15 protein-coding genes and 1 tRNA gene are annotated in these 23,411 nt (G+C 72.9%); 9 read left to right on the top strand and 7 right to left on the bottom strand.

Annotated elements, in window-relative coordinates:
- Positions 1-30 precede the first annotated feature (30 nt).
- The 3 genes from R2E43_RS05480 (at position 31) to fusA (ending at position 2,550) form a co-directional block, all read left to right on the top strand.
- Positions 31-115 (top strand) — tRNA-Leu (locus R2E43_RS05480).
- 135 nt (positions 116-250) lie between these two features.
- A complete protein-coding gene (locus R2E43_RS05475; protein ID WP_157961271.1) occupies positions 251-400 on the top strand; it encodes a hypothetical protein in 150 nt (49 codons plus the stop codon).
- 89 nt (positions 401-489) lie between these two features.
- Entirely contained in the window at positions 490-2,550 is a 2,061-nt protein-coding gene (gene fusA / locus R2E43_RS05470; protein WP_106518672.1) for an elongation factor G, read from the top strand.
- 306 nt (positions 2,551-2,856) lie between these two features.
- Here fusA and R2E43_RS05465 read toward each other — a convergent pair whose 3' ends face one another.
- From R2E43_RS05465 to R2E43_RS05445, 5 genes are all read right to left on the bottom strand, one after another.
- Entirely contained in the window at positions 2,857-5,064 is a 2,208-nt protein-coding gene (locus tag R2E43_RS05465; RefSeq protein ID WP_093457384.1) for a S1 family peptidase, read from the bottom strand.
- A gap of 33 nt (positions 5,065-5,097) precedes the next feature.
- Positions 5,098-5,604, bottom strand: a complete 507-nt coding sequence (locus R2E43_RS05460; RefSeq protein WP_003972387.1) for a hypothetical protein — start codon at positions 5,602-5,604, stop codon at positions 5,098-5,100.
- A 121-nt stretch (positions 5,605-5,725) separates the two neighbouring features.
- On the bottom strand, positions 5,726-6,115 hold the full coding sequence (locus R2E43_RS05455; protein ID WP_011031028.1) for a hypothetical protein: 390 nt from the start codon (positions 6,113-6,115) through the stop codon (positions 5,726-5,728).
- Positions 6,112-9,555, bottom strand: a complete 3,444-nt coding sequence (locus tag R2E43_RS05450) for a hypothetical protein (RefSeq protein ID WP_308428250.1) — start codon at positions 9,553-9,555, stop codon at positions 6,112-6,114. Before R2E43_RS05450 ends, R2E43_RS05455 begins: the two co-directional genes overlap by 4 nt.
- A 348-nt stretch (positions 9,556-9,903) precedes the next feature.
- Positions 9,904-11,712 carry a coagulation factor 5/8 type domain-containing protein gene (locus R2E43_RS05445; protein ID WP_319122455.1) on the bottom strand — a complete coding sequence of 603 codons (1,809 nt, stop codon included), beginning with the start codon at positions 11,710-11,712 and terminating at the stop codon, positions 9,904-9,906.
- Positions 11,713-11,978: 266 nt separating this feature from the next.
- Here R2E43_RS05445 and R2E43_RS05440 point away from each other — a divergent pair, with 266 nt between their 5' ends.
- The 4 genes from R2E43_RS05440 (at position 11,979) to R2E43_RS05425 (ending at position 18,663) form a co-directional block, all read left to right on the top strand.
- Positions 11,979-13,061 (top strand): DUF1996 domain-containing protein, encoded by a 1,083-nt coding sequence (locus tag R2E43_RS05440; RefSeq protein ID WP_332055964.1) that lies wholly within the window; start codon positions 11,979-11,981, stop codon positions 13,059-13,061.
- A gap of 93 nt (positions 13,062-13,154) precedes the next feature.
- Positions 13,155-14,924, top strand: coding sequence for a discoidin domain-containing protein (locus R2E43_RS05435; RefSeq protein WP_011031032.1), 1,770 nt, complete (start codon positions 13,155-13,157; stop codon positions 14,922-14,924).
- A 31-nt stretch (positions 14,925-14,955) separates the two neighbouring features.
- The gene (locus R2E43_RS05430) at positions 14,956-17,526 is read left to right on the top strand and encodes a glycoside hydrolase family 3 C-terminal domain-containing protein (RefSeq protein ID WP_332055963.1); all 2,571 of its coding nucleotides are present in this window, start codon (positions 14,956-14,958) and stop codon (positions 17,524-17,526) included.
- A 96-nt stretch (positions 17,527-17,622) separates the two neighbouring features.
- Positions 17,623-18,663 carry a LacI family DNA-binding transcriptional regulator gene (locus tag R2E43_RS05425; RefSeq protein WP_003972380.1) on the top strand — a complete coding sequence of 347 codons (1,041 nt, stop codon included), beginning with the start codon at positions 17,623-17,625 and terminating at the stop codon, positions 18,661-18,663.
- 15 nt (positions 18,664-18,678) lie between these two features.
- On the opposite strand, the gene R2E43_RS05420 is transcribed toward R2E43_RS05425, so the two are convergent.
- On the bottom strand, positions 18,679-19,332 hold the full coding sequence (locus tag R2E43_RS05420) for a TetR/AcrR family transcriptional regulator (RefSeq protein ID WP_011031034.1): 654 nt from the start codon (positions 19,330-19,332) through the stop codon (positions 18,679-18,681).
- 165 nt (positions 19,333-19,497) lie between these two features.
- Entirely contained in the window at positions 19,498-20,823 is a 1,326-nt protein-coding gene (locus R2E43_RS05415) for an ROK family protein (RefSeq protein WP_319216759.1), read from the bottom strand.
- 175 nt (positions 20,824-20,998) lie between these two features.
- On the opposite strand from R2E43_RS05415, the gene R2E43_RS05410 reads away from it, so the two are divergent.
- Together R2E43_RS05410 and R2E43_RS05405 are read left to right on the top strand one after the other, a co-directional pair.
- The gene (locus R2E43_RS05410) at positions 20,999-22,315 is read left to right on the top strand and encodes an ABC transporter substrate-binding protein (protein ID WP_191850055.1); all 1,317 of its coding nucleotides are present in this window, start codon (positions 20,999-21,001) and stop codon (positions 22,313-22,315) included.
- 61 nt (positions 22,316-22,376) lie between these two features.
- The gene (locus tag R2E43_RS05405) at positions 22,377-23,405 is read left to right on the top strand and encodes a carbohydrate ABC transporter permease (protein WP_030871701.1); all 1,029 of its coding nucleotides are present in this window, start codon (positions 22,377-22,379) and stop codon (positions 23,403-23,405) included.
- Positions 23,406-23,411: the final 6 nt, after the last annotated feature.

Below are 23,411 nucleotides of genomic sequence, written 5' to 3'. Positions count from 1 at the left end.
GGAGCACCCCCGCACCGCGACAGGCACCTGGTCCGGGTGGCGGAATGGCAGACGCGCTAGCTTGAGGTGCTAGTGCCCTTTATCGGGCGTGGGGGTTCAAGTCCCCCCTCGGACACACAAGATCGAACAGAGATGCCGGCCGGGCGATGTCCCGGCCGGCATCTTTCGTTTCGCCCCGTGGACCGCCGAATCGCCTCGTGGACGGGCGAAAATACGGTGCGGCCCGGATCCCGGCCTCCCTACACTCGCCGTGACACCCAGACCGAGCGAGGGGAGCAGGGCCGTGCGCAGCCGCACCACACCCGTCGTTCCCCCGTCCCGGCACGAGGTGATCCTGGTGTCTTCGGCCGCCCGGTGCCCGCTGCGCGGCCGGCACCGGATGCCCGTGACGCACATCTGACAGCCGACGTCCCCTGCCGGGAGCGTCCGGCACGTGCGTCGGGAGAAATCGCGCTGCCCTTCTCCGGTTCCTCCGAAAGGCTTCGGGCCATGCGCACCAACCCGCTCACCACCGTCCGCAACCTGGGCATCCTCGCCCATGTCGACGCCGGGAAGACCACCGTCACCGAGCGGATCCTCTACCTCACCGGTACCACCCACAAGCGCGGCGAGGTCCACGACGGCACCACCGTCACCGACTTCGACCCGCAGGAACGCGACCGCGGCATCACCATCTTCGCCGCGGCCGTCAGCTGCGCCTGGGCGGGCCACCGGATCAATCTCATCGACACCCCGGGGCACGTCGACTTCGCCGACGAGGTCGAACGCTCCCTGCGCGTGCTGGACGGCGCGGTCGCCGTGTTCGACGCGGTGGCGGGCGTGGAGCCGCAGAGCGAGTCCGTGTGGCGGCAGGCGGACCGGCACGGCGTGCCCAGGATCGCGTTCGTCAACAAGATGGACCGGGCGGGCGCCGACCTCGACGCCGCCGTCGCCTCGATCCGCGAGCGGCTGCACCCCGTACCCCTGGTCGTGCAGCTGCCCATCGGCACGGAGGACGGCTTCACCGGCGTCGTCGACCTGCCGCGCATGCGCGCCCTCGTATGGGCCGACGGCGCGGACGCGGCCGAGGAGGGTCCGGTGCCCGGGACGCTGCGCGAGGAGGCCGCCCGCAGGCGGCGGGTGCTGGAGGAGGCGGTCGCCGAACGCCACCCGGGCGCGCTGGAGGAGTTCTGCGACCGGGAGACGCTCACCGCGGCCACCCTCACCGGCGCCCTGCGCGACCTGACGCGCACCGGCGACGGCGTGGTCGTGCTGTGCGGCTCCGCCTACCGCAACCGCGGCGTCGAACCGCTGCTGGACGCCGTGGTGGCGTATCTGCCCTCGCCGCTGGACGTGCCCCCGGTGCGCGGCACCCACGACGGCGCCGAGCGGGAGCGGCCCGCCGACCCGGCGGCGCCGATGGCGGCACTGGCGTTCAAGGTGAACGCCACGCCGACGGGACGGCTGACGTACCTGAGGGTCTACTCGGGCACGATCGGGAAGGGAGACACCGTGTGGGACGCGGGCACGCGCCGCACCGAGCGCATCGGCCGCATCCTGCGGGTACGGGCCGACCGGCACGACCCGCTGGAGCGCGCGGTCGCCGGGGACATCGTCGCCGTGGTCGGGCTGAAGACGGCCCGCGCCGGCTCGACCCTGTGCGCACCGGGCGCCCCACTGCTCCTGGAACCCCCGGGCGTGGCCGAACCGGTGGTGCACGTGGCCGTGGAGGCCCGGCGTTCCACCGAGACCGACCGGCTGGCCGCCGCGCTCGCCCGGCTGACCGAGGAGGACCCCTCCCTGGCCGTCCGGACCGACCCGGAGACCGCGCAGACCGTGCTGTCCGGCATGGGCGAACTGCACCTGGAGGTCGCGGTGGAGCGCGTGCGGCGCGAGTACGGGCTGGAGGTCACGGTCGGGCGCCCCGGCGTGGCGTACCGCGAGACGGTCGGCGAGGGCGTCACCGGCTTCGTCCACCGGCACGTCAAACAGGACGGCGGCTCCGGGCAGTTCGCGCACATCGTGCTCGACGTCGAGCCCTGGGAGCAGGACGCGGACGGGGACGGTGCGGGCGGCGGTTTCGTGTTCCGTTCGACGGTCGTCGGCGGACGCGTGCCGCAGGAGTACGTCCGGGCCGTCGAAGCGGGCTGCCGGGACGCCCTCGCCGAGGGTCCGCTGGGCGGCCACCCGGTGACCGGCCTCCGGGTCACGCTGACCGACGGCCAGACGCACGTGAAGGACTCCTCGGACACGGCCTTCCGCACCGCCGGCCGGTTCGGTCTCCGCGACGCCCTGCGCGCCTCGGGGATGATCCTGCTCGAACCGGTCGTGGAGGTCACGGTCACCGTGCCCGAGGACGGTGTCGGCGGCGTGCTCGGTGACCTCGCCGCGCGCCGCGGCCGGGTCACCGGTTCCGACCCGCGGGGCGGTGCGGTGGTCGTCACGGCCACGGTCCCGCTGGCCGAGCTGTTCGGCTACGCGACCCGGCTGCGCAGCCGCACCCAGGGCCGGGGCACCTTCACCGCCCGGCCCACCGGTTACGCGCCGGCCCCCGCGGCGGTCGTGCGGTAGGCCTGCCGGGCGGCCCCGTCCACCCGGGACGCCGTCGGCGCGTCCGGGGTCCCGACCGCACGTCGGGACCCCGGACCCGCACCCGTACCCGCCACGGCGCAGCACCCGTACCCGCCACGGCGCAGCACCCGTACCCGCCACGGCGCAGCACCCGTACCCGCCACGGCGCAGCACCCGTACCCGCCACGGCGCAGCACTCGGCCCCGCCGGGCCGAAGCCCGGCGGGGCCGAGTGGAACCTGCCGCCGCATCGACCGGAGGCGTCACCGGGTGGTCCCCGGGGGCTCAGGTCCTGCGGAGGCAGCCGCTACCGCGCCGCGTACCCGAAGTAGTTGCCGTTGGCCGGGAGTCCGCCCTGGCCCGGCTGGTACGTGGTCGCGGGGCGGCTCGTACCGCCCGGCACGACGTTCGGGTAGGGCAGGACGTGCAGGGCCCCGGTGGCGGCGGGCCCGTAGGGCATACCGGCGTAGAGGTTGCGGGGGGTGAAGTGGATGCTGGTGCCCAGCTTCTCGCCCGCGCCCGGGGTCCCGGGGACGCCGTCCCCGTCGCCGGCCTCGATCCACAGGTCGTTGGCGCCTGCCGAGCCCATCAGCGAGAAGGTGTGGATGGCGCCGGCGTCGGCGGCACCCGCGAGGTCCTCACCCGGGGCGCCCACGGCGACCTTCAGGGTGTCGGCCGAACCGACCGCCCGCGGTGCGGTGTTGACCGCGCTGAGGGAGGCGCCCACGGAGTCGCCGGCCTCGATCGTGCCGGAGCGGTCGTCGGTGCTGGAGCCCTGGTTGAGCGCGTGCAGGTAGTCCCAGCTGCCGTCGGCCGCGAGGTGCACGAGCATGACGTTGCCCGCGCCCGCCTGCTGCTCGGCGCCGGTCTCGGCCGCCAGGGCCTCCCCGGGCGAGCCGATCGCGAGGATCGAGTCGGTGGCCGTGGCCGCACCGGACGGGCGGTAGGCGACCAGCGCGAGGGCCTGACCGAACTTGTCACCGGCCTCGGCGCTGCCGCTGATCTTCTCGTTGTCCTGGTCCATACCGGCGACCACGGTGGGCCGACCGTCGGCGTCCAGCTTGTGGCTGAACACGGCCAGGTTGCCGGCGTTCGCGTCGCCGCCGATGGCGTCACCGGGGGCGCCGATGGCGATGAAGTTGGAGTCGCCCGTGACGGACGTGCCGAAGGCGTCGTTCGCCTCGGCCGCACCGGGGACGTTCGAGGAGTCCTGGTTGATGCTGATGCTGGTGTCGCCGTGCACGTAGAAGGCGCCGCCCGCCTTGGTGAGCGAGCCGAGCGCCTCGCCCGGCGCGCCGACCAGGATCCACGGCTCGCCCGCGGCGGTGGTGCCCGCCGCGAGGGAGGCGCCCATCCGGTCGCCGGTCTCGGGCGCGGCGCTGCCGATGGAACCGTTGCCCGAGCCCTGCTCGAAGTGGCGGGAGGCCGGGCCGCTGCCGAGGCCGTTCTTGCCACCGAACAGGATGTCGAAGAAGCCGGCGTCGACCGCGCTGCCGACGTTCTCCTCGGACGCGGTGACGACGAGGTCGGTGTAGCCGTCCTCGTTGTAGTCGACGGTCGCGAGGTGGTTGCCGAAGTGGTCCCCGGCCTCGGCGCCGCCGGTCACCCAGTCGAGGTCCTGGGTGATCTCGGCGACGCCCTTGCCGCCGCCGTGGACGACACGGACGAGACCCGCGGTGGTGTCACCGCCGACCGTGGCCATCGGGTCGCCGATGGCGATGTCCTCGACGGCGTCGCCGTTGAAGTCGACGATGCGGGTGGCGCCGGCCTTCTCGTCGATCCAGGAGGCGAGGTCGTCGACGCGCGCGATGACGCCCGCGGTGGAGGTCTGGGTCTCGTCGACGCCGAGGCAGCCGCCCTGGAAGGACTGGCTGTTGAGGCCGACGAGCTTGCCGCCGGAGACGACCGGGCCGCCGGTGTCGCCCATGCAGGCGGCCGCGCCGTCCTTGCCGGTGACCCCCGCGGACGTGGCCGCCGTGGAGTCGACGGTGTAGGTGCCGGTGTGCAGCTGGAGCGGCGCCCAGACGGTGTCCGTACGGCCGTATCCGGCGAACGTCAGCTCCGCGCCGGCGGTGGGCGCGGTGGTGGCGAGCTGGGCCGGGGTCACGTTGGTGACGGGCCGGTTGAGGCGGGCCAGGACCACATCGCGGTCCGTACGCGGCACGATCTCCACGACGCGGCGCTCGGCGCCCTGCGTGCCGGAGAGGTCGGAGCGGCCGATGACGGCGGTGGTCGCCTTGGCGGGGACACCGGCCGGTACGGCGAGCGAGGCGGCCGGGTCCTCGGCGAAGCAGCTGGCCGCGGTGAGCAGCCATTCGGCGTCGACGAGCACCGCGGAGCAGCCGCGGTCGTGGGCGCCGACGGTGATCTGCGCGGTGTAGGCGTGGGTGGTGTCCGAGTCGGCGACCGGCGTGCCGCCGGTGACGGCGACGGCGGCCGCCGTGCTCAGTGCCAGCGACCCGGCGGTCAGGACCGCGCCGAGCACGGCCGACCGGGAACGTCTGATGGAAGACATACGAGTGGATTCCTCAATCACAGGGGAGGCCGGCTAGTTGGTGACGCGGATCTCGACCAGGACGTGCTCGCGGCCGTCGACGGACTCGCCGACGCCCTTCCAGGTGTCCGCGGGGATGTCGTACTCGACCTGGTCGTCCTCGGCGGTCATCTCCAGGTGGGTGTTGACGGAGTCGTCCGTCTTCACCCCGTGCACCGCGGGGAGTTCGAGGGTCAGGTAGCCCTCGTCGGCGGTGACCTCGAAGCAGACGTCCTCGTGGTCGCGGGCGAGGAACTGCAGGAGGTTGTCCCCGCCGGCGCAGTCGGCGAGCACGATGTGGCCGTCGCCGCGCTTGAGGACGATGTTCTGCTCGGCCAGGATCTTGTCGGCGTTCGGGTAGTTGTAGTCCTCGACGGCGTAGCCGGGCGCGGCATCGGCGACGGCCTCGGTGGCGGTCGTGGGGGCGGCGCCGGCGTTGCCCTGGGCGAGCACGGCCCACGCCAGGGCGCCGGCGGTGGCCGCGGCGCCCAGCACGCGCACGAATGAGCTGCGTTTCTTCATCACAGTCCTAGAGAGTCGACGGATTATGGGTTGAAGCGCCCTGTCGAAGGGCGCACTTGACGCGGTTGCCCTATTCCTGAAAGGAACAGGAATCGGGCAACCGCTGAGAATGCGAGGCCACTCAGCTCGTCTTGTTGAGCTTTTGTGTGACCGGTCCGTCCGGATCGGACTGGAAGTACAGGGTGTCCTGATCGTCTACATAGAGCTGGATCCCGCCGGTCTTTCCGAGACCGCCGTCCTCGACCCCCAAGTAGACGAAATCGCTCGAGGTGTCCGGATCCTGGTAGTCCCAGCTGCCGCTGAAATCAACCGGGCCCGCGCTCTCGTTCGTCGTCACCCGCTCGGCCGAGAACGTGCCGTCCGCCGAGAGCTCGATCTGCCCGCCCTCGTCGTTGCGGTACACACCGGGCAGCTTCTTCGGGTCGACCGACCCCGAGCATCCCGACACGAGCACCGCGGACGCGGCGAGCACGGCGAAGAACCACCGTCCACCTGCCCTCTTGCGCGTCACGGACCCAGCGTAACGTCGAACTCGATCACCTGGGTCTTCGGCGACAGCGGCCCCTCGTCGCCGACGACCTTGTCGACGAAGGCGCCCACGGTGTCGCTCCACCAGTCCGTGTACCCGATGACCGGAGGGTGCGTCGCCGACTCGATGTCCGACTCGTTGTACGCGGTGTAGCGCCAGGTGACCGATCCGTCCGCGTTCTCCCGGATGGGAGTCATACGGACCTGGTGCGAGCCCAGGAACGTGTACGCGAGGTTGCCGGTGAGTCCGCCCGTGGTGAGCGTCCCGTAGTCCGTCATGTACTTGCCGGCACCGTCGAAGCCGCTGAGCATGTAGTCGTTCATGTAGGTGTGACCCAGCTCGTACTTCCCGGTCCGCTGCCACTCATTGAGGAAGTAGGCGAGGACCCCCTGCGTGTGCGAGTGCTCACGGTAGAGGCGGGTGAACTCGTCGTCCGGGCCGAAGCACTGCGAGGTGGGGCCCGAGCCGGTGAGCCAGCTCCAGCCGAGCTCCCAGGGATTGGTGTTGTTGCGGTGCTCGATCGGGTCGCCGAACGGCGTCAGGCAGCTCTCGGCGCCGTCGGGCAGCCCGGTCTCGCCGTCGATCGGCACCTTCGAGTTGTCGAGCGCGTCCTGGATGGCCTGCCGGATCGCGGCCTGGATGACCAGGATCCGCGCCTCGGTGGCGGCGGCGGCCGCCTCGGCGAAGGACTTGCCCGCCGCGAGCTTCGCCTGGCGTGCGACGGTCGCGGAACGCTGGGCGTCCAGGGCGTAGGACGCGGCGGTCTCGGCGGAGCGCACCGCCCGGTTCGCCGCGTCCCGCGCCACACTGCTCGCCCTGCGGGCCGCGGCGGCCGCGTTCGCCGCCGTCTGCGCGGACCGGGCGGCGGCGGCAGCGGAGTTCTCCGCGTCCTCCGCGTTCTGGCGGGCCTCCTCGGCGGAGGCCTTGGCGTCGGCCGCCCAGCCCTCGGCCTTGCCGGCCCACTCGGTGGCCTCCGCGGCGGCCTGCCGGGCGACGGCCGCGGCCTCGGAGGCGCGTGCCGCGTCCTCGAGCGCGTCCTGCGCGGTCTTCGCCGCCCGTGCGATCGCCGCACGGATCGCGCTGATGTGCGTGGCGTGGTCGTGGTCGATGCGCGCGAACTCGTGCTGCGTCGTGCCGATGAACTGGCGCAGCATGTGCGTGTCGCCCTCGAGGGCGACCTTCGCCGCGGCCTGTACGTACGGGCCGCCGGAGACCAGGAGCGTGGTGGCCGCCACCTTGTCGTCCTCGTGGACGGCCGCGGCGCGCTTCACGTGCAGGAACGTGTGCAGCGCCTCGGCGGAGCCGTCCGTCAGGGCGGCCTCGGCGGCACGCCGTACGGCGGTACCGGTGGAGTCGTCCGCGAGGAGCGTGGTGACCTCGACCTCGTTGTCGTCCCTGGCCGCCTCGACCGCGCCCTTCTCCAGGAAGGTCCTGATGGCGGCGGGGTCCTCGGTCTGCAGCGCCGCCGCGGCGGCCTCGGCCACGTTCTGCGTGGAGATCGCGGCGGTGGCCGCGGTGTTCTCCGCGTTGTCCTGCTGCAGCGCGATGACCCGGTCGGCCTCGATCCAGCGCAGCACGTCCTCGTCGGAGCCGGCCAGCGCGAACTCGGCGGCCTCGCGGGTCCACGTGCCGGACCGGTCGAGGAGCAGGACGGCGGCCTGCCGGCCCTTGTCCACGGCCTCCCCGGTGCGGCCGTCGGCGAACGCCGCCTCCATCGCGGTGATCAGCGCGACGAGTTCCTCGGACAGCCGCGACTCCTGCGTGCGCTCCCGGTTGGCGCGCTCCAGCCGGTCGGTCTCCTCGCGCCGCTGCTGCTTGGCGACCTCGATCGCTTCCTCGGTCTCCTCGTTCAACCGGGCGATCTCGGCCTCCCGGGCCTCCTTCTCGACCTCCCGGGCCTCGGTGACCGCGTCGTACGCCTTGTTCGCGGCTTCCACGGCGGCGTTGGCGGCGGCGGTGGAGCGGTTGGCGTAGTCCACGGCCTTGCCGGCGTTGCGGGCCGCCTCCTCGGCGGCGTCGGCCGCCTTCTCCGCGTGGTCGGCCGCGCTGTCGGCGGCGGCGGACGCGGACCGGGCGGCGGCGGCCGACCTGCGGGACAGGGTGGAGGCCCGGCTCGCGGCGGCCGTGGCCCGGCCCGCGGCGGCCTCCGCGATGGCGGCCTGGCGCTGCGCCTCGGCGGCCTGGGACTGCGCGGCACCGGAGGCCGCGGCGGCGTCGGCGGAAGCGCGCGCGGCGGCGGCCGAGTCGACCGCGGCACCCGCGGCGGCGTTGCCCGCGGCCTCGGCCGCGTCGGAGGCGAGGGCCGCGAGCTTCGCCTTCGCGGCCACGGTGCGCACCCAGTCGACCATGACCCGCGCGGCCTTCGCCGCCTGGTTGGCGGCCTCCGCCATGTTCGCGTTCTTGGACGCGCTGATCGCGGCGCGGTAGGCACGCGAGGCGGCGCGACCAGCGGCCGCGGCGGCTGCCGCGGCGGCGTTCGCGGCGGTCACCGAACGCCGGGCCGCGGCCTGCGCGGTGCGCGAGGCGGACACCGCGGTCGACGCGGCGGCCGCGGCACCCTGGGCGGCCCGCGCCGCCTTGTTCGCGGCCCTGGCGGAGCGCTGCACGTCCTGCTCGGCGGCCTGCGCCTCGGCCTTCGCCTCCAGCGCGGCGGCCTTGGCCTTCGCGGCGGCCTGCACCGCCTGCTCGGACAGCTCGACCGCCTCGTCGGTCTTGAGCTCGGCGCGCCGGCCCTCCGACTCCACGATCTTGACGAGCTGCTGGATCTCCGCCGACTCCTCGTCCCGCGCCCGGGCGATGTACTGCCCGGTCGTCAGGAACCACCGGATCGCGCGCGGCGACCCGTCGTCGAGCGCCCGCTCCGCGTACTCCCGCACCTGCGGCGAGGCGGTCACGAGGATGGAGGTCACCTCGACGCGCTGGTCCTCGTCGTGCGCCTGGTACTGGCCGCTGCTGAGGAAGTCCCGCAGGGCGAAGTCCGTACCGGTCGCGAGCGCCTCGGAGGACTCGCGCTTCACGGCCTTGCCGCCGTGCGCGTTGACGGTGGTCACGGCCACCTGGAGGTCCTCGTGCACCGCCGACTCGAAGCCGCCCTGAAGATAGGCGGCGACGGCCGCGTCCCCGCCGGACAGCGCCTGCCCGATCCCGGCACGCGTCGCCTTGCCCGCGCTGACCAGGGCCTCGGTGAGGGTGAAACGATTGTCCTCGGCCGTGGCCGTCGGCAGCCGCTCGCCGAGGAACGTGGCCACGCTGTCCGCGTTGCCCACGAGCGCCGCCGCCGCGGCCGTGCGCACCGCGCGGCCGCCGGTCCGGTACGCCTGCACGACCTTGCCGCGGTCGGTGTCGGGCAGCCCCGTGCCCCCGTCGGTCTCCGCCGTGTCCGCCGCGTACGCGGGGCCGGACCCGAAGACCCCCAGAGGCACCGCGGTACCTGCCGCGATTCCGCCGAAAATGGCCAGTGACTGACGTCTGCTGAATACCCGTGATGATGGTGACATCAAGACTCCCCTCTCGGACACGAGGGGAAATCTCGCCGCTCCCCCTGCGGTTCAAGTGCTCTATAGAAGCGGGGGATTGATGACCCGTCCAATGCAGAAACCGGTCAGAATTCGGGTATTCCGCGAGCACACGTCGTGATGTGTGTCACGCCTCGAAAGGGTTGTAGTGATCTTGGTAACGAATTGATGGAGACCGAATCGGATTGCCGTTCCGTACGACGCATTCGGCCTTCAGGGCCACAGCCGGGCCCTGAGGCCGACGTCACGTCCGCCTCAGGGGTACTGCACCACCTTCGACGGCACCGTGTCCGTCCCCGACGTGGGTGAACCGGTGTCGTTGATGACGCACTCGTACTGCCCGTTGCCGCCGAGCGACACCACGAGCAGCCCGTGGAAGCGCACCCCGGAACGGTTCGGCGCGGCGAAGCCGTGGTGCTGCACGATGGACGGGTTCACGTTGTAGTAGCAGTAGCTGCCCAGGCCCCAGCCCTCGTGCTCGGTGACGTCGTCGCCGACCTTGTAGGCGGCATAGCCCTTGACCGAGCCGTTCTGGATCGCGGCCTGGTCCGGGGCGTCGTACGCCTTCTCGTTCTGGAAGAAGACGGTGCGGCCGCGCTCGCCGTTCCACTGCACGTCGTACTTGTTGAAGTGCTCGACGAACAGACCGGTGATCAGTACGTCGTCGCCGTTGACGACCACGCCGTAGTCGGCGCGGTTGGTCTCCCAGCCGACGCCGTCGCCGTGGTCGGCGCGCCACACCCAGGTGTGGTCGACGATGGTGTGCCGGCTGTTGACGACCAGGCTCGTGGTCGCCTTGCCGGGGCCCGCGCCGCCGATCCGGACGAACACGTCCTGCACGGTCGTCGGGTTGGCCGAGTGGTCCGCGGACGCCCCCTCGGGCCCGACCTCCAGCAGGGTCGCGGAGTTGACGGGACCGGCGTCCACGAGGAATCCGGCGAGACGTACGCCGTCCACGTCGGCCACCTTCAGGGCGGTCACGCCGTTGTCGGGGATGAGGGTGGCGTAGCCCAGGCCCAGGACGACCGTGCCCGCGCGCTGCACGTCCACGGTCCGGTCGAGGCGGTAGACACCCGGGGTCAGCAGCAGGTGCAGGCCCTCCTCCAGCGCCTGGTTGAGGGTGGCCGCCGAGTCGTCGGGCCGGGCCACGTAGAACCGGGACAGCGGGAGCGAGGTGCCGCGCGGGGTGCCGCTGCCCCAGGAGACGCCGCGGGCGTCGGTGCGCTTCTCCGGCAGGAACACGCGGTACTCGTCGCCGTCGAGGTACAGGAACGGCTTCTCCCGGGAGACGGGCGTCGTCTCCAGCGTGGTGTACGGCGGTTCGGGGAAGCTCTGCGCGGGCGCGCCCTCCACGCCGGAGAACACCATGTTCCACACGGCGTTGAGCCAGCCGCCGACCGAACTGTCCCGGGTGTACCACTGCTGCTGGGAGTACGGGCCGACCGTGCCGTCGATCCGGCTGTCGGCGATGTAGCCGCCGCTGGCCCAGCCGTAGCCGTCGGGGGCGAGGTTGAGGTCGCCGCGCACGTGCATGCGCCGGAAGGGCGCGGCCTGCGAGACCGCCCAGCGGTTGGTGCCGCTGACCGGGACCAGCGCGAGATTCTCCGCCGAACGCCAGAAGTTCTGCGTGGCGTTGCCGTCGAACCAGCCGGCGTCGACCGTGACGTCGCCGTTGATGGTGGTGTCGTCGGGGGAGAGGCCGAGGCCGGCGATCGAGGTGTAGAAGCCGAGCTGCGCGTTGAGCCCGTTGTAGGTGCCGGGTTTGAACAGCAGCGCGTAGCGCCCCGTGCCGAACTGGGCGGACTCCTGCTGCTTGAAGATCTCGTCCAGTCTGCCCTGGATGTTCGCCGTGGACGGGTCGAAGACGATGACGTTCGGCCCGAGGTCGCCACCGCCGGGCAGGGCACGAGGACCGCCGGGGGAGTCGGCGGCGGCGGTTCCCGCGCCGGCGAGTGAGGCCAGCACGGGTGCCGCGGCGGCTGCCGCGAGGAGGCTGCGGCGCCGCACCCCGGAGGGCTCGGGCGCACCGGACGGTGTGGGGGAGGGCGTGGGGGAAGACGGCATGCGGGCGGCTCTCCTTGTTCGGAAAGTGAACGAAGTGGGGGTGGGGGAGCGCTCTCTGGGTGTGCATGCTTCATCTGCGCGCACGGCACGTCAAGAGTTGCGACCGTTTCTCGTGGGCTGTGTTCAACAAGTGGGGGCGCAGGGGGCGTTGGTCCACCCGCTGCCGCTTCCGTTCAATCCCTTGACACCCTTCCCCCGTGCCCTCAACACTCCGATGTGGGAGAGCGCTCTCCGAGAATTTCCCCCGACCTTCTCAGGAGGTCTCCATGCCACGGAGATCGAAAGTTCTGTCCGGCACCCTCGTCGCGAGCGCGTTACTGCTGACCTCGATCGGCATCGGCACCGTCGCCGCCAACGCGGACACGCCCGCCGCGTCCGCCCCGGCCCGAGCCGCGCACACCGGGCACACCATGGCGGTCTCGACCGCCGCCTCGCCCGAGGACCCGGACGGCGACGGCTACATCCCCGCCAACCCGCCGGTCACCGGTGTCACCCCGTCCACGAAGGAGCCGCCGCACCGCTACTTCCACGAGTTCCAGGCCAACTGCGGGGTCAGCCACACGGCGCCCGACGACCCGATCGTCTACGCGCAGCAGCCGGGGAAGTCCCACGACCACACCTTCATGGGCAACACGGCGACCGACGCGTACAGCACCACCGCCTCGCTCGACGCCGGGTCCACCACCTGCCTGGCGCCCGGCGACCGCTCGGGCTACTGGATGCCGACCATGTACGACGGCGACCGTCCGGTGCTCCCGGTCGGCCCGCAGACCATCTACTACAAGGCCGGCGTCACCGACTACACCAGCGTGCGTCCCTTCCCGAAGGGCCTGCGCTACGTCGTCGCCAGCCCGATGCAGAGCGCGCAGGAGTTCCGCGACCACCCCGGGTTCGTCGAGGGCTGGGAGTGCGGCGACAGCTTCTTCAACGTCGACTTCCCCACCGACTGCCCCGAGCGCCAGGACGTCCAGGTCAACATCCGCTTCCAGGCGCCCAGCTGCTGGGACGGCAGGAACCTGGACACACCGGACCACAAGAGCCACATGGCGTATCCGGTGGTCAACCCCGGGACCAACAACAACATCTGCCCGGCCGACCACCCGGTCGCCCTGCCGATGATCGAGTTCAAGATGGCGTTCCCGGTCAACGGCGACCTCTCCCGGGTCCGGCTGGCCAGTGGCGCGAGCTACTCGTTCCACTACGACTTCTTCAACGCCTGGGACGAGGCGACCCTGGACGCCATGGTCGGCCACTGCATCGTCGGCGGGCTGCAGTGCGACGCGCGCGGCTACGACCAGACCCACCCGGAGGCCGGAGCGGCACTCAACGAGGACTACGAGCTGCCCTGACCGCCCCTCGGCCCACGAGACCGGCCCGGCCGTCCCCGCCCCCGCCACGGCCGGGCCGGCCCCCCATACCCCGCAGACCGGAGACACATCCCGATGAGCCGACCCCGCACCCCCACCAGCAGACTCACCCCCGCCCGCAGACTCACCGCCCCCCTGACGGCCGGCCTGCTCACGCTCGGCGCGCTCACCGCGCTGCCCGCCGCACAGGCGCACGCCGCCGGCAGCGTCGTGAAGGTCACCGGCGGCCAGGGCGACTGGCAGCTGACCGTGGACGGCAGCCCCTACACGGTCAAGGGCCTCACCTGGGGCCCGTCCCCCGCCGACGCCGACCGGTACCTGCCCGACCTGGCGTCCATGGGCGTCAACACCATCCGCACCTGGGGCACCGACGCGAGCAGCCGCCCCCTCCTCGACTCCGCCGCCGCCCACGGCGTCAAGGTCATCGCCGGCTTCTGGCTCCAGCCCGGCGGCGGCCCGGGCAGCGGCGGCTGTGTCAACTACCTCACCGACACCGCGTACAAGGACCAGATGCTCGCCGAGTTCCCGCGCTGGGTCCAGGAGTACAAGGACCACCCCGGCGTCCTGATGTGGAACGTCGGCAACGAGTCGGTGCTCGGCCTGCAGAACTGCTACGGCGGCGACGAGCTGGAGCGCCAGCGCGACGCCTACACCACGTTCGTCAACGACGTCGCCAAGAAGATCCACGCCGTCGACCCGAACCACCCGGTCACCTCCACCGACGCCTGGGTCGGCGCCTGGCCCTACTATCAGAAGAACGCCCCCGACCTGGACCTGTACGCCGTCAACTCCTACGACGCCGTGTGCGACGTGCGCTCCGCGTGGGAACAGGGCGGCTACACCAAGCCGTACATCGTCACCGAGTCCGGACCGGCCGGCGAGTGGGAGGTGCCGGACGACGCCAACGGCGTACCGGAGGAACCGACCGACCGGGCCAAGGCGCAGGGGTACACCGACGCGTGGAACTGCGTCACCGGGCACCGCGGCGTCGCCCTGGGCGCGACCCTGTTCCACTACGGCACCGAGTACGACTTCGGCGGCATCTGGTTCAACCTGCTGCCCGCGGGCCAGAAGCGGCTGTCGTACTACGCCGTGAAGCGGGCCTACGGCGGTGACACCTCGCACGACAACACCCCGCCGGTGGTGAGCGGCTTCGGCGTCGAGGGCGACGCGGGCAAGGTGCAGGCCGGCAAGGACCTGGTCCTCACGGTGCGCGCCACCGACCCGGACGGCGACCCGATCGCGTACGAGGTGCTGGCCAACAGCAACTACATCGACCAGAGCAAGCAGTTGACCCCCTTGCCCGTCACCGACCTGGGCGGTGGACGCCTCAAGGTCACCGCCCCCGAGCGGCCCGGCGTCTGGAAGCTGTACGTCAAGGCCACCGACGGCCGGGGCAACGTCGGCGTCGAGACCCTCTCGGCGCGGGTCGTGCCGCCCGCCGTCGACGGTACGAACGTCGCCCTCGGCAAACCGGTCACCGCGTCCTCCTTCCAGCCGAGTTACGGCGACTGCCCCTGCACCGCCGCCAACGCCGTGGACGGGAACCCGGTCACCCGGTGGGCCAGCGACTGGAGCGACCCGCAGTGGCTCCAGGTGGACCTCGGCACCCGCACCGGCTTCCGGCACGTCCAGCTGTACTGGGAGTCCTCCTACGCCAAGGCCTACACCGTCCAGACCTCGGACGACGGACAGAACTGGCGGACCGTGTCCGCGGTGACCGACGGCAACGGCGGCGTCGACACCCTCGACGTGTCCGGCACCGGCCGCTACGTACGCGTCAACGGCACCGCACGCGGCACGGGTTACGGCTACTCGCTGTACGAGTTCGGCGTCTACGCCTGACGCCGGGGACGAGGGGAAGGGGGAGACCCGGGTGGGGACGAGTGACGAAGAGATCGACCGGCTGCTCGGCAAGCTGACACCACGCGCCCGCGCACTGCTGCTGAACGGCGCCACGACCTGGCGCACGAGGGCGGAACCAGCGGTGGAGCTGCGGGAGTTGGTGATGTCGGACGGTCCGGCGGGCGTACGGGGCGAGGCCTGGGACGAGCGGAGCACCTCTCTCCTGCTGCCCTCCGCCTCGGCGCTCGCCGCCACCTGGGACGAGGCGCTGGTCGAAGACCTCGGTGGCCTGCTCGCCGCCGAGGCCCGGCGCAAGGGCGTGGACGTCCTCCTCGCCCCGACCCTCAACCTGCACCGCAGCCCGCTGGGCGGCCGGCACTTCGAGTGCCTCTCCGAGGACCCCGAGCTGACCGGCCGGATCGGCGCCGCGCTGGTCCGCGGGATCCAGGCGCACGGCGTGGCCGCCACCGCCAAGCACTACGTGGCCAACGACTCCGAGACCGACCGCCTCACCGTCGACGTGCGGGTGGGCGAACGGGCGCTGCGAGAGGTCTACCTCGCCCCCTTCGAGGCGGCGGTGGCCGCCGGGGTCCGGCTCGTCATGGCGGGGTACAACGCGGTCAACGGCACCACGATGACCGCGAACGCCCTGCTCACCGACCCGCTGAAGAGCGAGTGGGGCTTCGACGGCGTCGTCGTGTCCGACTGGGGCGCGGTGCGCGGCACGACCGGCACCGCCCGCGCCGGTCTCGACCTCGCCATGCCGGGTCCCGACGGCCCCTGGGGCGAGGCGCTGGCCCGCGCGGTGGCCGAGGGCGCGGTGCCCGAACCGGCCGTCGACGACAAGGCACGGCGCCTGCTGCGACTCGCGGCGTGGCTGGGCGCGCTGGGCGGGCGCGACGCGTCCCGGTCGCCGGTCCCGGGCAGGCCGGCCGACTCGCCGGGTGCGGAGGGTGCGGCGGGCGCTGGCCCGTCGTCCGGCGCGGAGGGCCTCCCGGGCCGGGGCCCGGCGCACGGTGCGAAGCCGTCCGGGCCCCGACCGCGGCGTGCCGGGGACGGGCGGGCGCTGGCCCGTCGTGCCGTCGCCGCCGGGGCCGTGCTGCTGGCCAACAAGGACGTCCTGCCACTCGACCCCGAGCACCTCGGGACGGTCGCCGTGATCGGCGCGCACGCCGCGCGGACCCGTACCCAGGGCGGCGGCAGCGCGGGCGTCTTCCCGCGGGACGAGGTGTCCGTCCTCGACGGCATCCGGGCCGAACTGTGCGGCCGGGCCCGCGTCGTGCACGTCCCGGGCCCCCGGCCGGACGGCCCCGCGCCCCCACTGGACCCGGACACCTGCACCGACCCGCGCTCGGGGCTGCCCGGCGTCCTGCTGCGGATGCTCGACGCGGACGGCCGCGAGCTGTACGCCGAACGGCGCCGCGGCGGGCGCCTGCTGGAGCCCCGCCTGGTGCCGGGCGCGCACACCGTCGAGATCCGCGCCCGGCTGTGTCCCCGCACCGGCGGCTCCTGGTCCCTGGGCGTGGCCGGGTTCGGCCGGATGAGCCTGACGACGGACGGACGCACCCTGCTGGAGGGGGACTTCCCGCCGTCCACCGACGATCCGGCGGTGATGCACGTCAACCCGCCCGCCCAGTACGCCACCGCCGACCTCACCGCCGGCCGGGACACCCTGCTGGTGGCCCGGCGCGAGCTGGCACCCGGCACCGGCCGGGCGACCGTCCTCGTCGCGGCCCCGCCCGCCCCGGACGTGACCGCGTCGCTCGCCGAGGCCGTCCGCGCGGCCGGTGCGGCGGACGCCGCGGTCGTGGTCGTCGGCACCACCGAGCACGGGGAGTCGGAGGGCTACGACCGTACGGACCTGGCGCTCGGCGCCACCCAGGACGCGCTGGTCCGCGCCGTCGCGGCCGCCAACCCGCGCACCGTCGCCGTCGTCAACAGCGGCGGCCCGGTGGAACTGCCGTGGCGGGAGCAGGCGGGCGCGGTGCTGCTGGCCTGGTTTCCCGGACAGGAGGGCGGCGGTGGACTGGCCGACGTGCTCTTCGGGCACGCCGAGCCGGGCGGACGACTGCCCACCACCTGGCCGACCGTCCTCGCCGACGCCCCGGTCACCCGCACCCGCCCCGACGGCGGCCGCCTCGACTACGACGAGGGACTGCACCTCGGTCACCGGGGCTGGCTGCGCCACCACCGCACGCCCGCCTACTGGTTCGGACACGGGCTCGGCTACACGACGTGGCGGTACGAGGAGCTGACCGTCCCGCCGGTGACCCGGGCGGGCGACGGCCTCACCGTGCGCGTGCGGGTGCGCAACACCGGTGCGCGAGCGGGCCGGGAGGTCGTCCAGGTGTACCTGGCCCGGCCCGCGTCGGCCCTCGACCGTCCCGCGCGTTGGCTCGCCGGGTACGCGGCGGTGCGGGCGCGCCCGGGGGAGACGGTGACGGCGACGGTGCGCGTACCGGCGCGGGCCCTGCGCCACTGGTCGGTGGCGGAGCACGCCTGGCGTACGGAGGCGGGGCCCTGCCGGGTGCTGGCCGGGCGGTCGGCGGGGGACGTGCCGCTGGCCGCGGAGGTGGAGGTGGTGCCTACGGCTTCCGCGTGAGGGTGGCGGACGGAGCGCGGCGGGCAGGGCGCGGAGAGCGCGGGGGCGCGGAGAGCGCTCTACCGTGCGCCGGACCCCGCCGGTTAGGGTGCGGGCATGAGCAGACAGGCCCCGACCCTGGAGGACGTGGCCCGGGAGGCTGGCGTCTCCCGGGCCACCGTCTCGCGGGTGGTCAACGGCGTCCGCAACGTGGACCCGGCCATCCAGGACCTGGTCCGCCGGGCCATCGAACGGACCGGGTACGCGCCCAATCAGGCCGCCAGGCAGCTGGTGACCCGGCGCACGACCACCGTCGCGCTGGTCGTCTCGGGCGCGGGCGACGCCACGGACACGGAGCAGAACGCCTTCGCCACGCGGGTCTTCGCCGACCCGTTCTTCGGCCGCGTCGTCGGCGGCGTGGTCGGGCACCTGCGGCCGCGCAGGATGCATCCGGTGCTGATGTTCGCCGAGACGCCCGAGGCCCGGCAGGAGGTCGTGGCCTACCTGAGGCAGGGCGGTGCGGACGGCGCGCTGGTGGTGTCCACGCACCCCGACGACCCGCTGCCCGCGCTGCTCGCCGGAGCCGGACTGCCGGCGGTGCTGTTCGCGCGTCCGGGCCGCCCCGTGCCGCTGAGCTACGTCGACCTGGCCCACCGCGAGGGCGGCCGGCTCGCCGCCGAGCACCTGCTGGAGCGGGGGTGCCGCCGGATAGCCACCGTCGCGGGCCCGCTGGCGGTCGCGGCCAGCCAGGAGCGCCTGGCCGGCTTCCGCGACACCCTGGCCCGGCACGGGCACCCGTACGTGCCGGTGGCCGAGGGCGGCTTCACGGTGGACAGCGGCATGGCCGCGATGACGTCCCTGCTCGCCGAACACCCGGACACCGACGGTGTGTTCACCGCCAACGACCTGATGGCCCAGGGCGCCGTCCAGGTGCTGCGCGACCACGGGCGCCGGGTGCCGCAGGACGTCGCGGTCGTCGGCTTCGACGACTCCAGCGTGGCCGTCACCTGCCGGCCCCGGCTGACCACCGTGCGGCAGCCCGTGGAGGAGATGGCGGCCACGATGGCCCGTCTCCTCGACGACCACATCAAGGGTGCGCGCGGCGAGCCCACGTCGGTCGTCTTCGACCCGGAGCTGGTGGTACGGGAGTCGGCGTAGCGCGGGCGGCCCGGATCAGGGGGCCGCGGCCTCGAGGTGCGCGAGGTGGGCGGCGAGGATCTCCTCGAAGGCGGCGCCGCGGTCCGCGCCCAGCGGGCGGATCTCCCGGGCGAAGTGGGACAGCGCGGGGAAGCGCTCGGGGTCGGCGCCCAGCACCGCGACCCGGAACTGCTCCATGCCCTGCTCGTGCTCCTGGGCACCGACGGCGCCGAATCCGCCCTCGGCGGTGATCAGTGAGGAGATCAGGATCACGAGCCGGTGGTAGCGCGCCGGGATCTCGTCGTCGGGCAGGCCCGAGGCGCGCAGGGCCTGCAGCACCTCTTCCATCATCAGCCGGGAGCCCGTGCCGCCCGACCCGTGCCGCCCCCAGACCGCGGCGAGCTGCGGCTGCTGCCCGAAGGACTCCCGCAGACGCAGGGCCACGGCGGTGAGGCGCTGCTTCCAGTCGCCCTCGGGCCGGTAGCCGTCCATGGCGGACAGCAGGATCCGGTCGGCGACCGCGCGCAGCAGTTCGGTCTTGTTGCGGAAGTGCCGGTAGAGGCTGGAGGAGTCGGTCCCCAGCGACGCGGCGAGCTTGCGCACGCTGAACGTCTCGGCGTCGCCCGCGAGCAGCAGCTCCGCCGCGGCGTCCAGGATCTGCTCGGTCGACCAGCGCCTTCGGCCTGCCATCTCGTCGTTCTCCCTGTCGCGATCAATCTCCACCGGGCCGCTCCCGGCCGCCCTTCCCGGCCGCCCTTCGCGGAAGCCCTTCCCGGACGTCCTTCCCCGGAAGCCCCTGCCGGCCGGCTCAGCCTAGTCCACGCACCTGCCGCTGCACGCGCCGTGCGCACGGCCTCATCCTCCGCCCCGCCGCGCCGCCAGCCTTCCTCCGAGAGCGGCCCGCCACGCCGGGGCCGGCGCGGGGGAGTCGACCGGCGGACGCCGGCCGCCGCGGGCGAAGAAAGCCGCCAGGGGCAGGATCGCGGCGCCCACCGTCACCGCGTCGGGCCCGAGGCGGCCCAGCGCGATGCCCACCCGCCCGGCGGGGTGCCGCAGGGCGTGGGCGAGTGTGTGGGCCCGGACGGACTCCAGGAAGGCCGGGCCCAGCTGGAGTCCGGCCCAGCCGCCCACCAGGACCCGCTCGGGCTGGAAGAGGTTGACCAGGTCGGCCAGCCCCGCGCCCAGGTACTCGGCGGTCTCCGCGAGGACCTCCGCCGCCACCGGATCCGGTTCGCCCCCGTCCCCGGGCCGGGCGGCGGACAGCAGGGCGGTGAGCGCGGCCTCCTCGTCGGCCCCGGACGGCGGCTGTCCACCCGCCTCCCGCCACCGCGCGAGCAGTGCCTCCGCCCCGGCGTACGCCTCCAGGCAGCCCCGTGCGCCGCACCGGCAGCGGCGCCCTCGCACCCGTACCGTCAGGTGCCCCCACTCCACCGCACGTCCCTGCTCGACCTCGTCGGTGACGACGCACGCGCCGACCCCGGAGCCGAAGAGCACGACCACGGCGTTGCGCGCGCCGCGACCGCCGCCGAACCACATCTCGGCCTGCCCCAGCGTCCTGGCGCCGTTCTCGACGAACAGCGGTACGTGCGCGGGCAGTCGGCCCGAGTCGCGCAGCAGCGCCTCCAGCGGGACCGCGTCCCAGCCGACGGTCTGGCCGTGCACCAGGGTGCCGTCGGCCGTGTACTCGACGATTCCGGGGACACCGATGCCGACCCCCAGCAGCTCACCGCGGCCCTGCACCCGGCCGTCGGCGCGGTCGGCGCCGAGCACCTCCGCGACCCCGTCGAGGATGTGCCCGGCGACCACGCCGACGTCGTAGGAGCGTGACCCGTGTCCGGGCAGCACGCGCTCCGTCCGGGCGAGTTCGGACATCGACAGGTCGAACAGCTCCACGCGCACCCGGGTCTCGCCGACGTCGACGCCGACGAGCCGCCCCCGGTCCGCCGCGACCCGGACGAGGGTGCGCGGCCGCCCGCCGTCCGCGCCGAGGGTGCCCGCCTCCTCCACGAGTCCGTCGGCCATCAGCTCGGCGACCACGTTGCTGACGGAACCCGAACTCAGGCCGGCCGCCGAGCCCAGTGCGAGCCGGCTCATCGGCCCGTCGAAATACAACCGTTGCAGAACGGTGCTGCGGCTCTCCCGCCGCAGGTCACGGACCGTGCGCCCGCCGTGCCTGGCCATCCGGCCCCTCCCTTTGCCGCCCCCGCGTGCCCCTCGAACGTGCGAGAGACCTTGACGAGTCTTTCTCTCGGGGTTTAACTCACGTCCTAAATTAAGCCATGAGGGGCTTCGGAAGGGAAACAGCCGAAGCCGCCGTCGGGACTTCCCGACCGACTCCCGGAAGGACCCAGGAGCCATGCGCAGCATCCGAGCCGCGGCCGTAGGCGCCGTCACCATGTCTCTCGCACTCGCCGCCACGGCCTGCGGAGGGGGCTCCTCCTCGGGCGGCGGATCCAACGACTCGCCGAAGGAACTCACCTACTGGGCCTCCAACCAGGGCGCCAGCGTCGAGGTCGACAAGAAGGTCCTCCAGCCCGAACTCGACAAGTTCGAGAAGGAGACCGGCATCAAGGTGAAGCTGGAGGTGGTGCCCTGGTCCGACCTGCTGAACCGGATCCTCACCGCCACCACCTCGGGACAGGGCCCCGACGTCCTGAACATCGGCAACACCTGGAGCGCCTCCCTCCAGGCCACCGGCGCCCTGCTGCCCTGGGACGCCAAGAACTTCGAGAAGATCGGCGGCAGGGACCGCTTCGTCGACTCCGCGCTCGGCTCCACCGGCGTCGAGGGCCAGGACCCGGCCGCGGTCCCGCTGTACTCGATGGCCTACGCGCTCTACTACAACAAGCAGATGTTCGCCGACGCCGGCATCACCAAGCCCCCGGCCACCTGGGACGAGCTGGTCGAGACCGGCAGGAAGATCTCCAGGGACGGCAAGTGGGGCCTGGGCGCGGAGGGCTCCAACCTGTCCAACAACATCCACCAGGTCTTCGTCCTCGCCAAGCAGCACGGCGCCGACTTCTTCACCGCCGACGGCAAGCCCGACTTCACCTCCGACGGAGCCGTCGCCGCCGTCAAGCAGTACGTCGACCTGATGGCCCAGGACAAGGTCGTCGCACCCGGCAACGCCGAGTACGCGCAGAACCAGTCCCTCAGCGACTTCGCCAAGGGCAAGACCGCGATGGTGCTGTGGCAGACCGCCTCCGCCACCTTCAAGACCATGGGCATGAAGGACGACGAGTGGGGAGTCGCCCCCGCGCCCGTCCCGTCCGGGGCCCCCGGCGCCGGCAAGGCCACCAACTCCATGGTCGCCGGTATCAACATGGCCGTCTTCAAGAACAGCGACAACCTCGACGGCGCCACCAAGTTCGTGAAGTTCATGACGAGCGACGCCGAGCAGAAGCTCCTCAACAAGGCCTACGGCTCCATCCCGCCGGTCAAGGCCGCCCAGTCCGACCCGGCGTTCAACACCCAGGCCACCGCCGTGCTCCGCGAGACCCTCGCCACCAGCGCCGCGGCCCTGCCCCAGGTGCCCGACGAGTCGCAGTTCGAGACCGCGGTCGGCACCGCCGTCAAGGAACTCTTCGCCGACGCCGCGAACGGACGCGAGGTGACCACCGAGTCCGTCAAGGAGAAGCTCGCCAAGGCACAGCAGCAGATGCCCAGCAAGTGAGCACCCCGACCCGCGACTTCGAACCGGCCCCACCGACTCCGACACGGACACGGACCTCGCCATGACCACCACGACCGCCTCGGCGCAGCCCGGCGAGCGGACGGTCGGCAAGAGCTCCCCCGGGACGGCGCGCGGACCCCGCCGCCGCCCCGGGCGGATCCGCCGCATCGGCCTGCCCTACCTGCTGCTCCTGCCGGCCCTGCTCCTCGAACTCCTCGTCCATCTGGTGCCGATGGTCATCGGCATCGTGATGAGCTTCAAGGAACTCACCCAGTTCTACATCCGCGACTGGACCACCGCCCCGTGGGCCGGGCTCGACAACTTCACCATGTCGGTGGACTTCGACGCCCCCGTCGGCGAGGCGCTGCTCCACTCCTTCCTCGTCACCTGCGCCTTCACGATCCTCTCCGTCGGCCTGTGCTGGCTGATCGGCACCGCCGCCGCGATCTGCATGCAGGACGCCTTCCGCGGCCGGGGCCTGCTCCGCGCGATCTTCCTGGTGCCGTACGCCCTGCCGGTCTACGCGGCCGTCATCACCTGGGCGTTCATGTTCCAGCACGACAACGGCCTGGTGAACCACGTCCTGCACGACCAGCTGGGCCTCACCGACAAGCCCTCCTTCTGGCTGATCGGCGACAACAGCTTCGTCGCGCTGCTCGTCGTGTCGGTGTGGAAGGGCTGGCCGTTCGCCTTCCTCATCGTCATGGCCGGCCTGCAGAACATCCCGAGGGAGCTGTACGAGGCCGCCGCCCTGGACGGCGCCGGCGTCTGGCAGCAGATCCGCCGCATCACCCTGCCGTCGCTGCGTCCGGTCAACCAGGTCCTGGTCCTGGTGCTGTTCCTGTGGACGTTCAACGACTTCAATACGCCGTTCGTCCTGTTCGGCAAGGCGGCGCCGGAGGCCGCCGACCTGATCTCCATCCACATCTACCAGTCGTCCTTCGTCACCTGGAACTTCGGCGCCGGCTCCGCGATGTCGGTCCTGCTGCTGCTCTTCCTGCTGCTGGTGACGGGCGTGTACCTGTTCGTGACCTCCAGGACCGCGCGGGCCCCCCGCAACTCCCGGGAGAGGAAGACGGCCGATGTCTAGGTCCCC

The sequence above is a fragment of the Streptomyces violaceoruber genome (assembly GCF_033406955.1).
GTDB classification, from domain to species: Bacteria; Actinomycetota; Actinomycetes; order Streptomycetales; family Streptomycetaceae; genus Streptomyces; species Streptomyces violaceoruber.
This window is presented reverse-complemented; position numbering and strand designations above follow the sequence as displayed.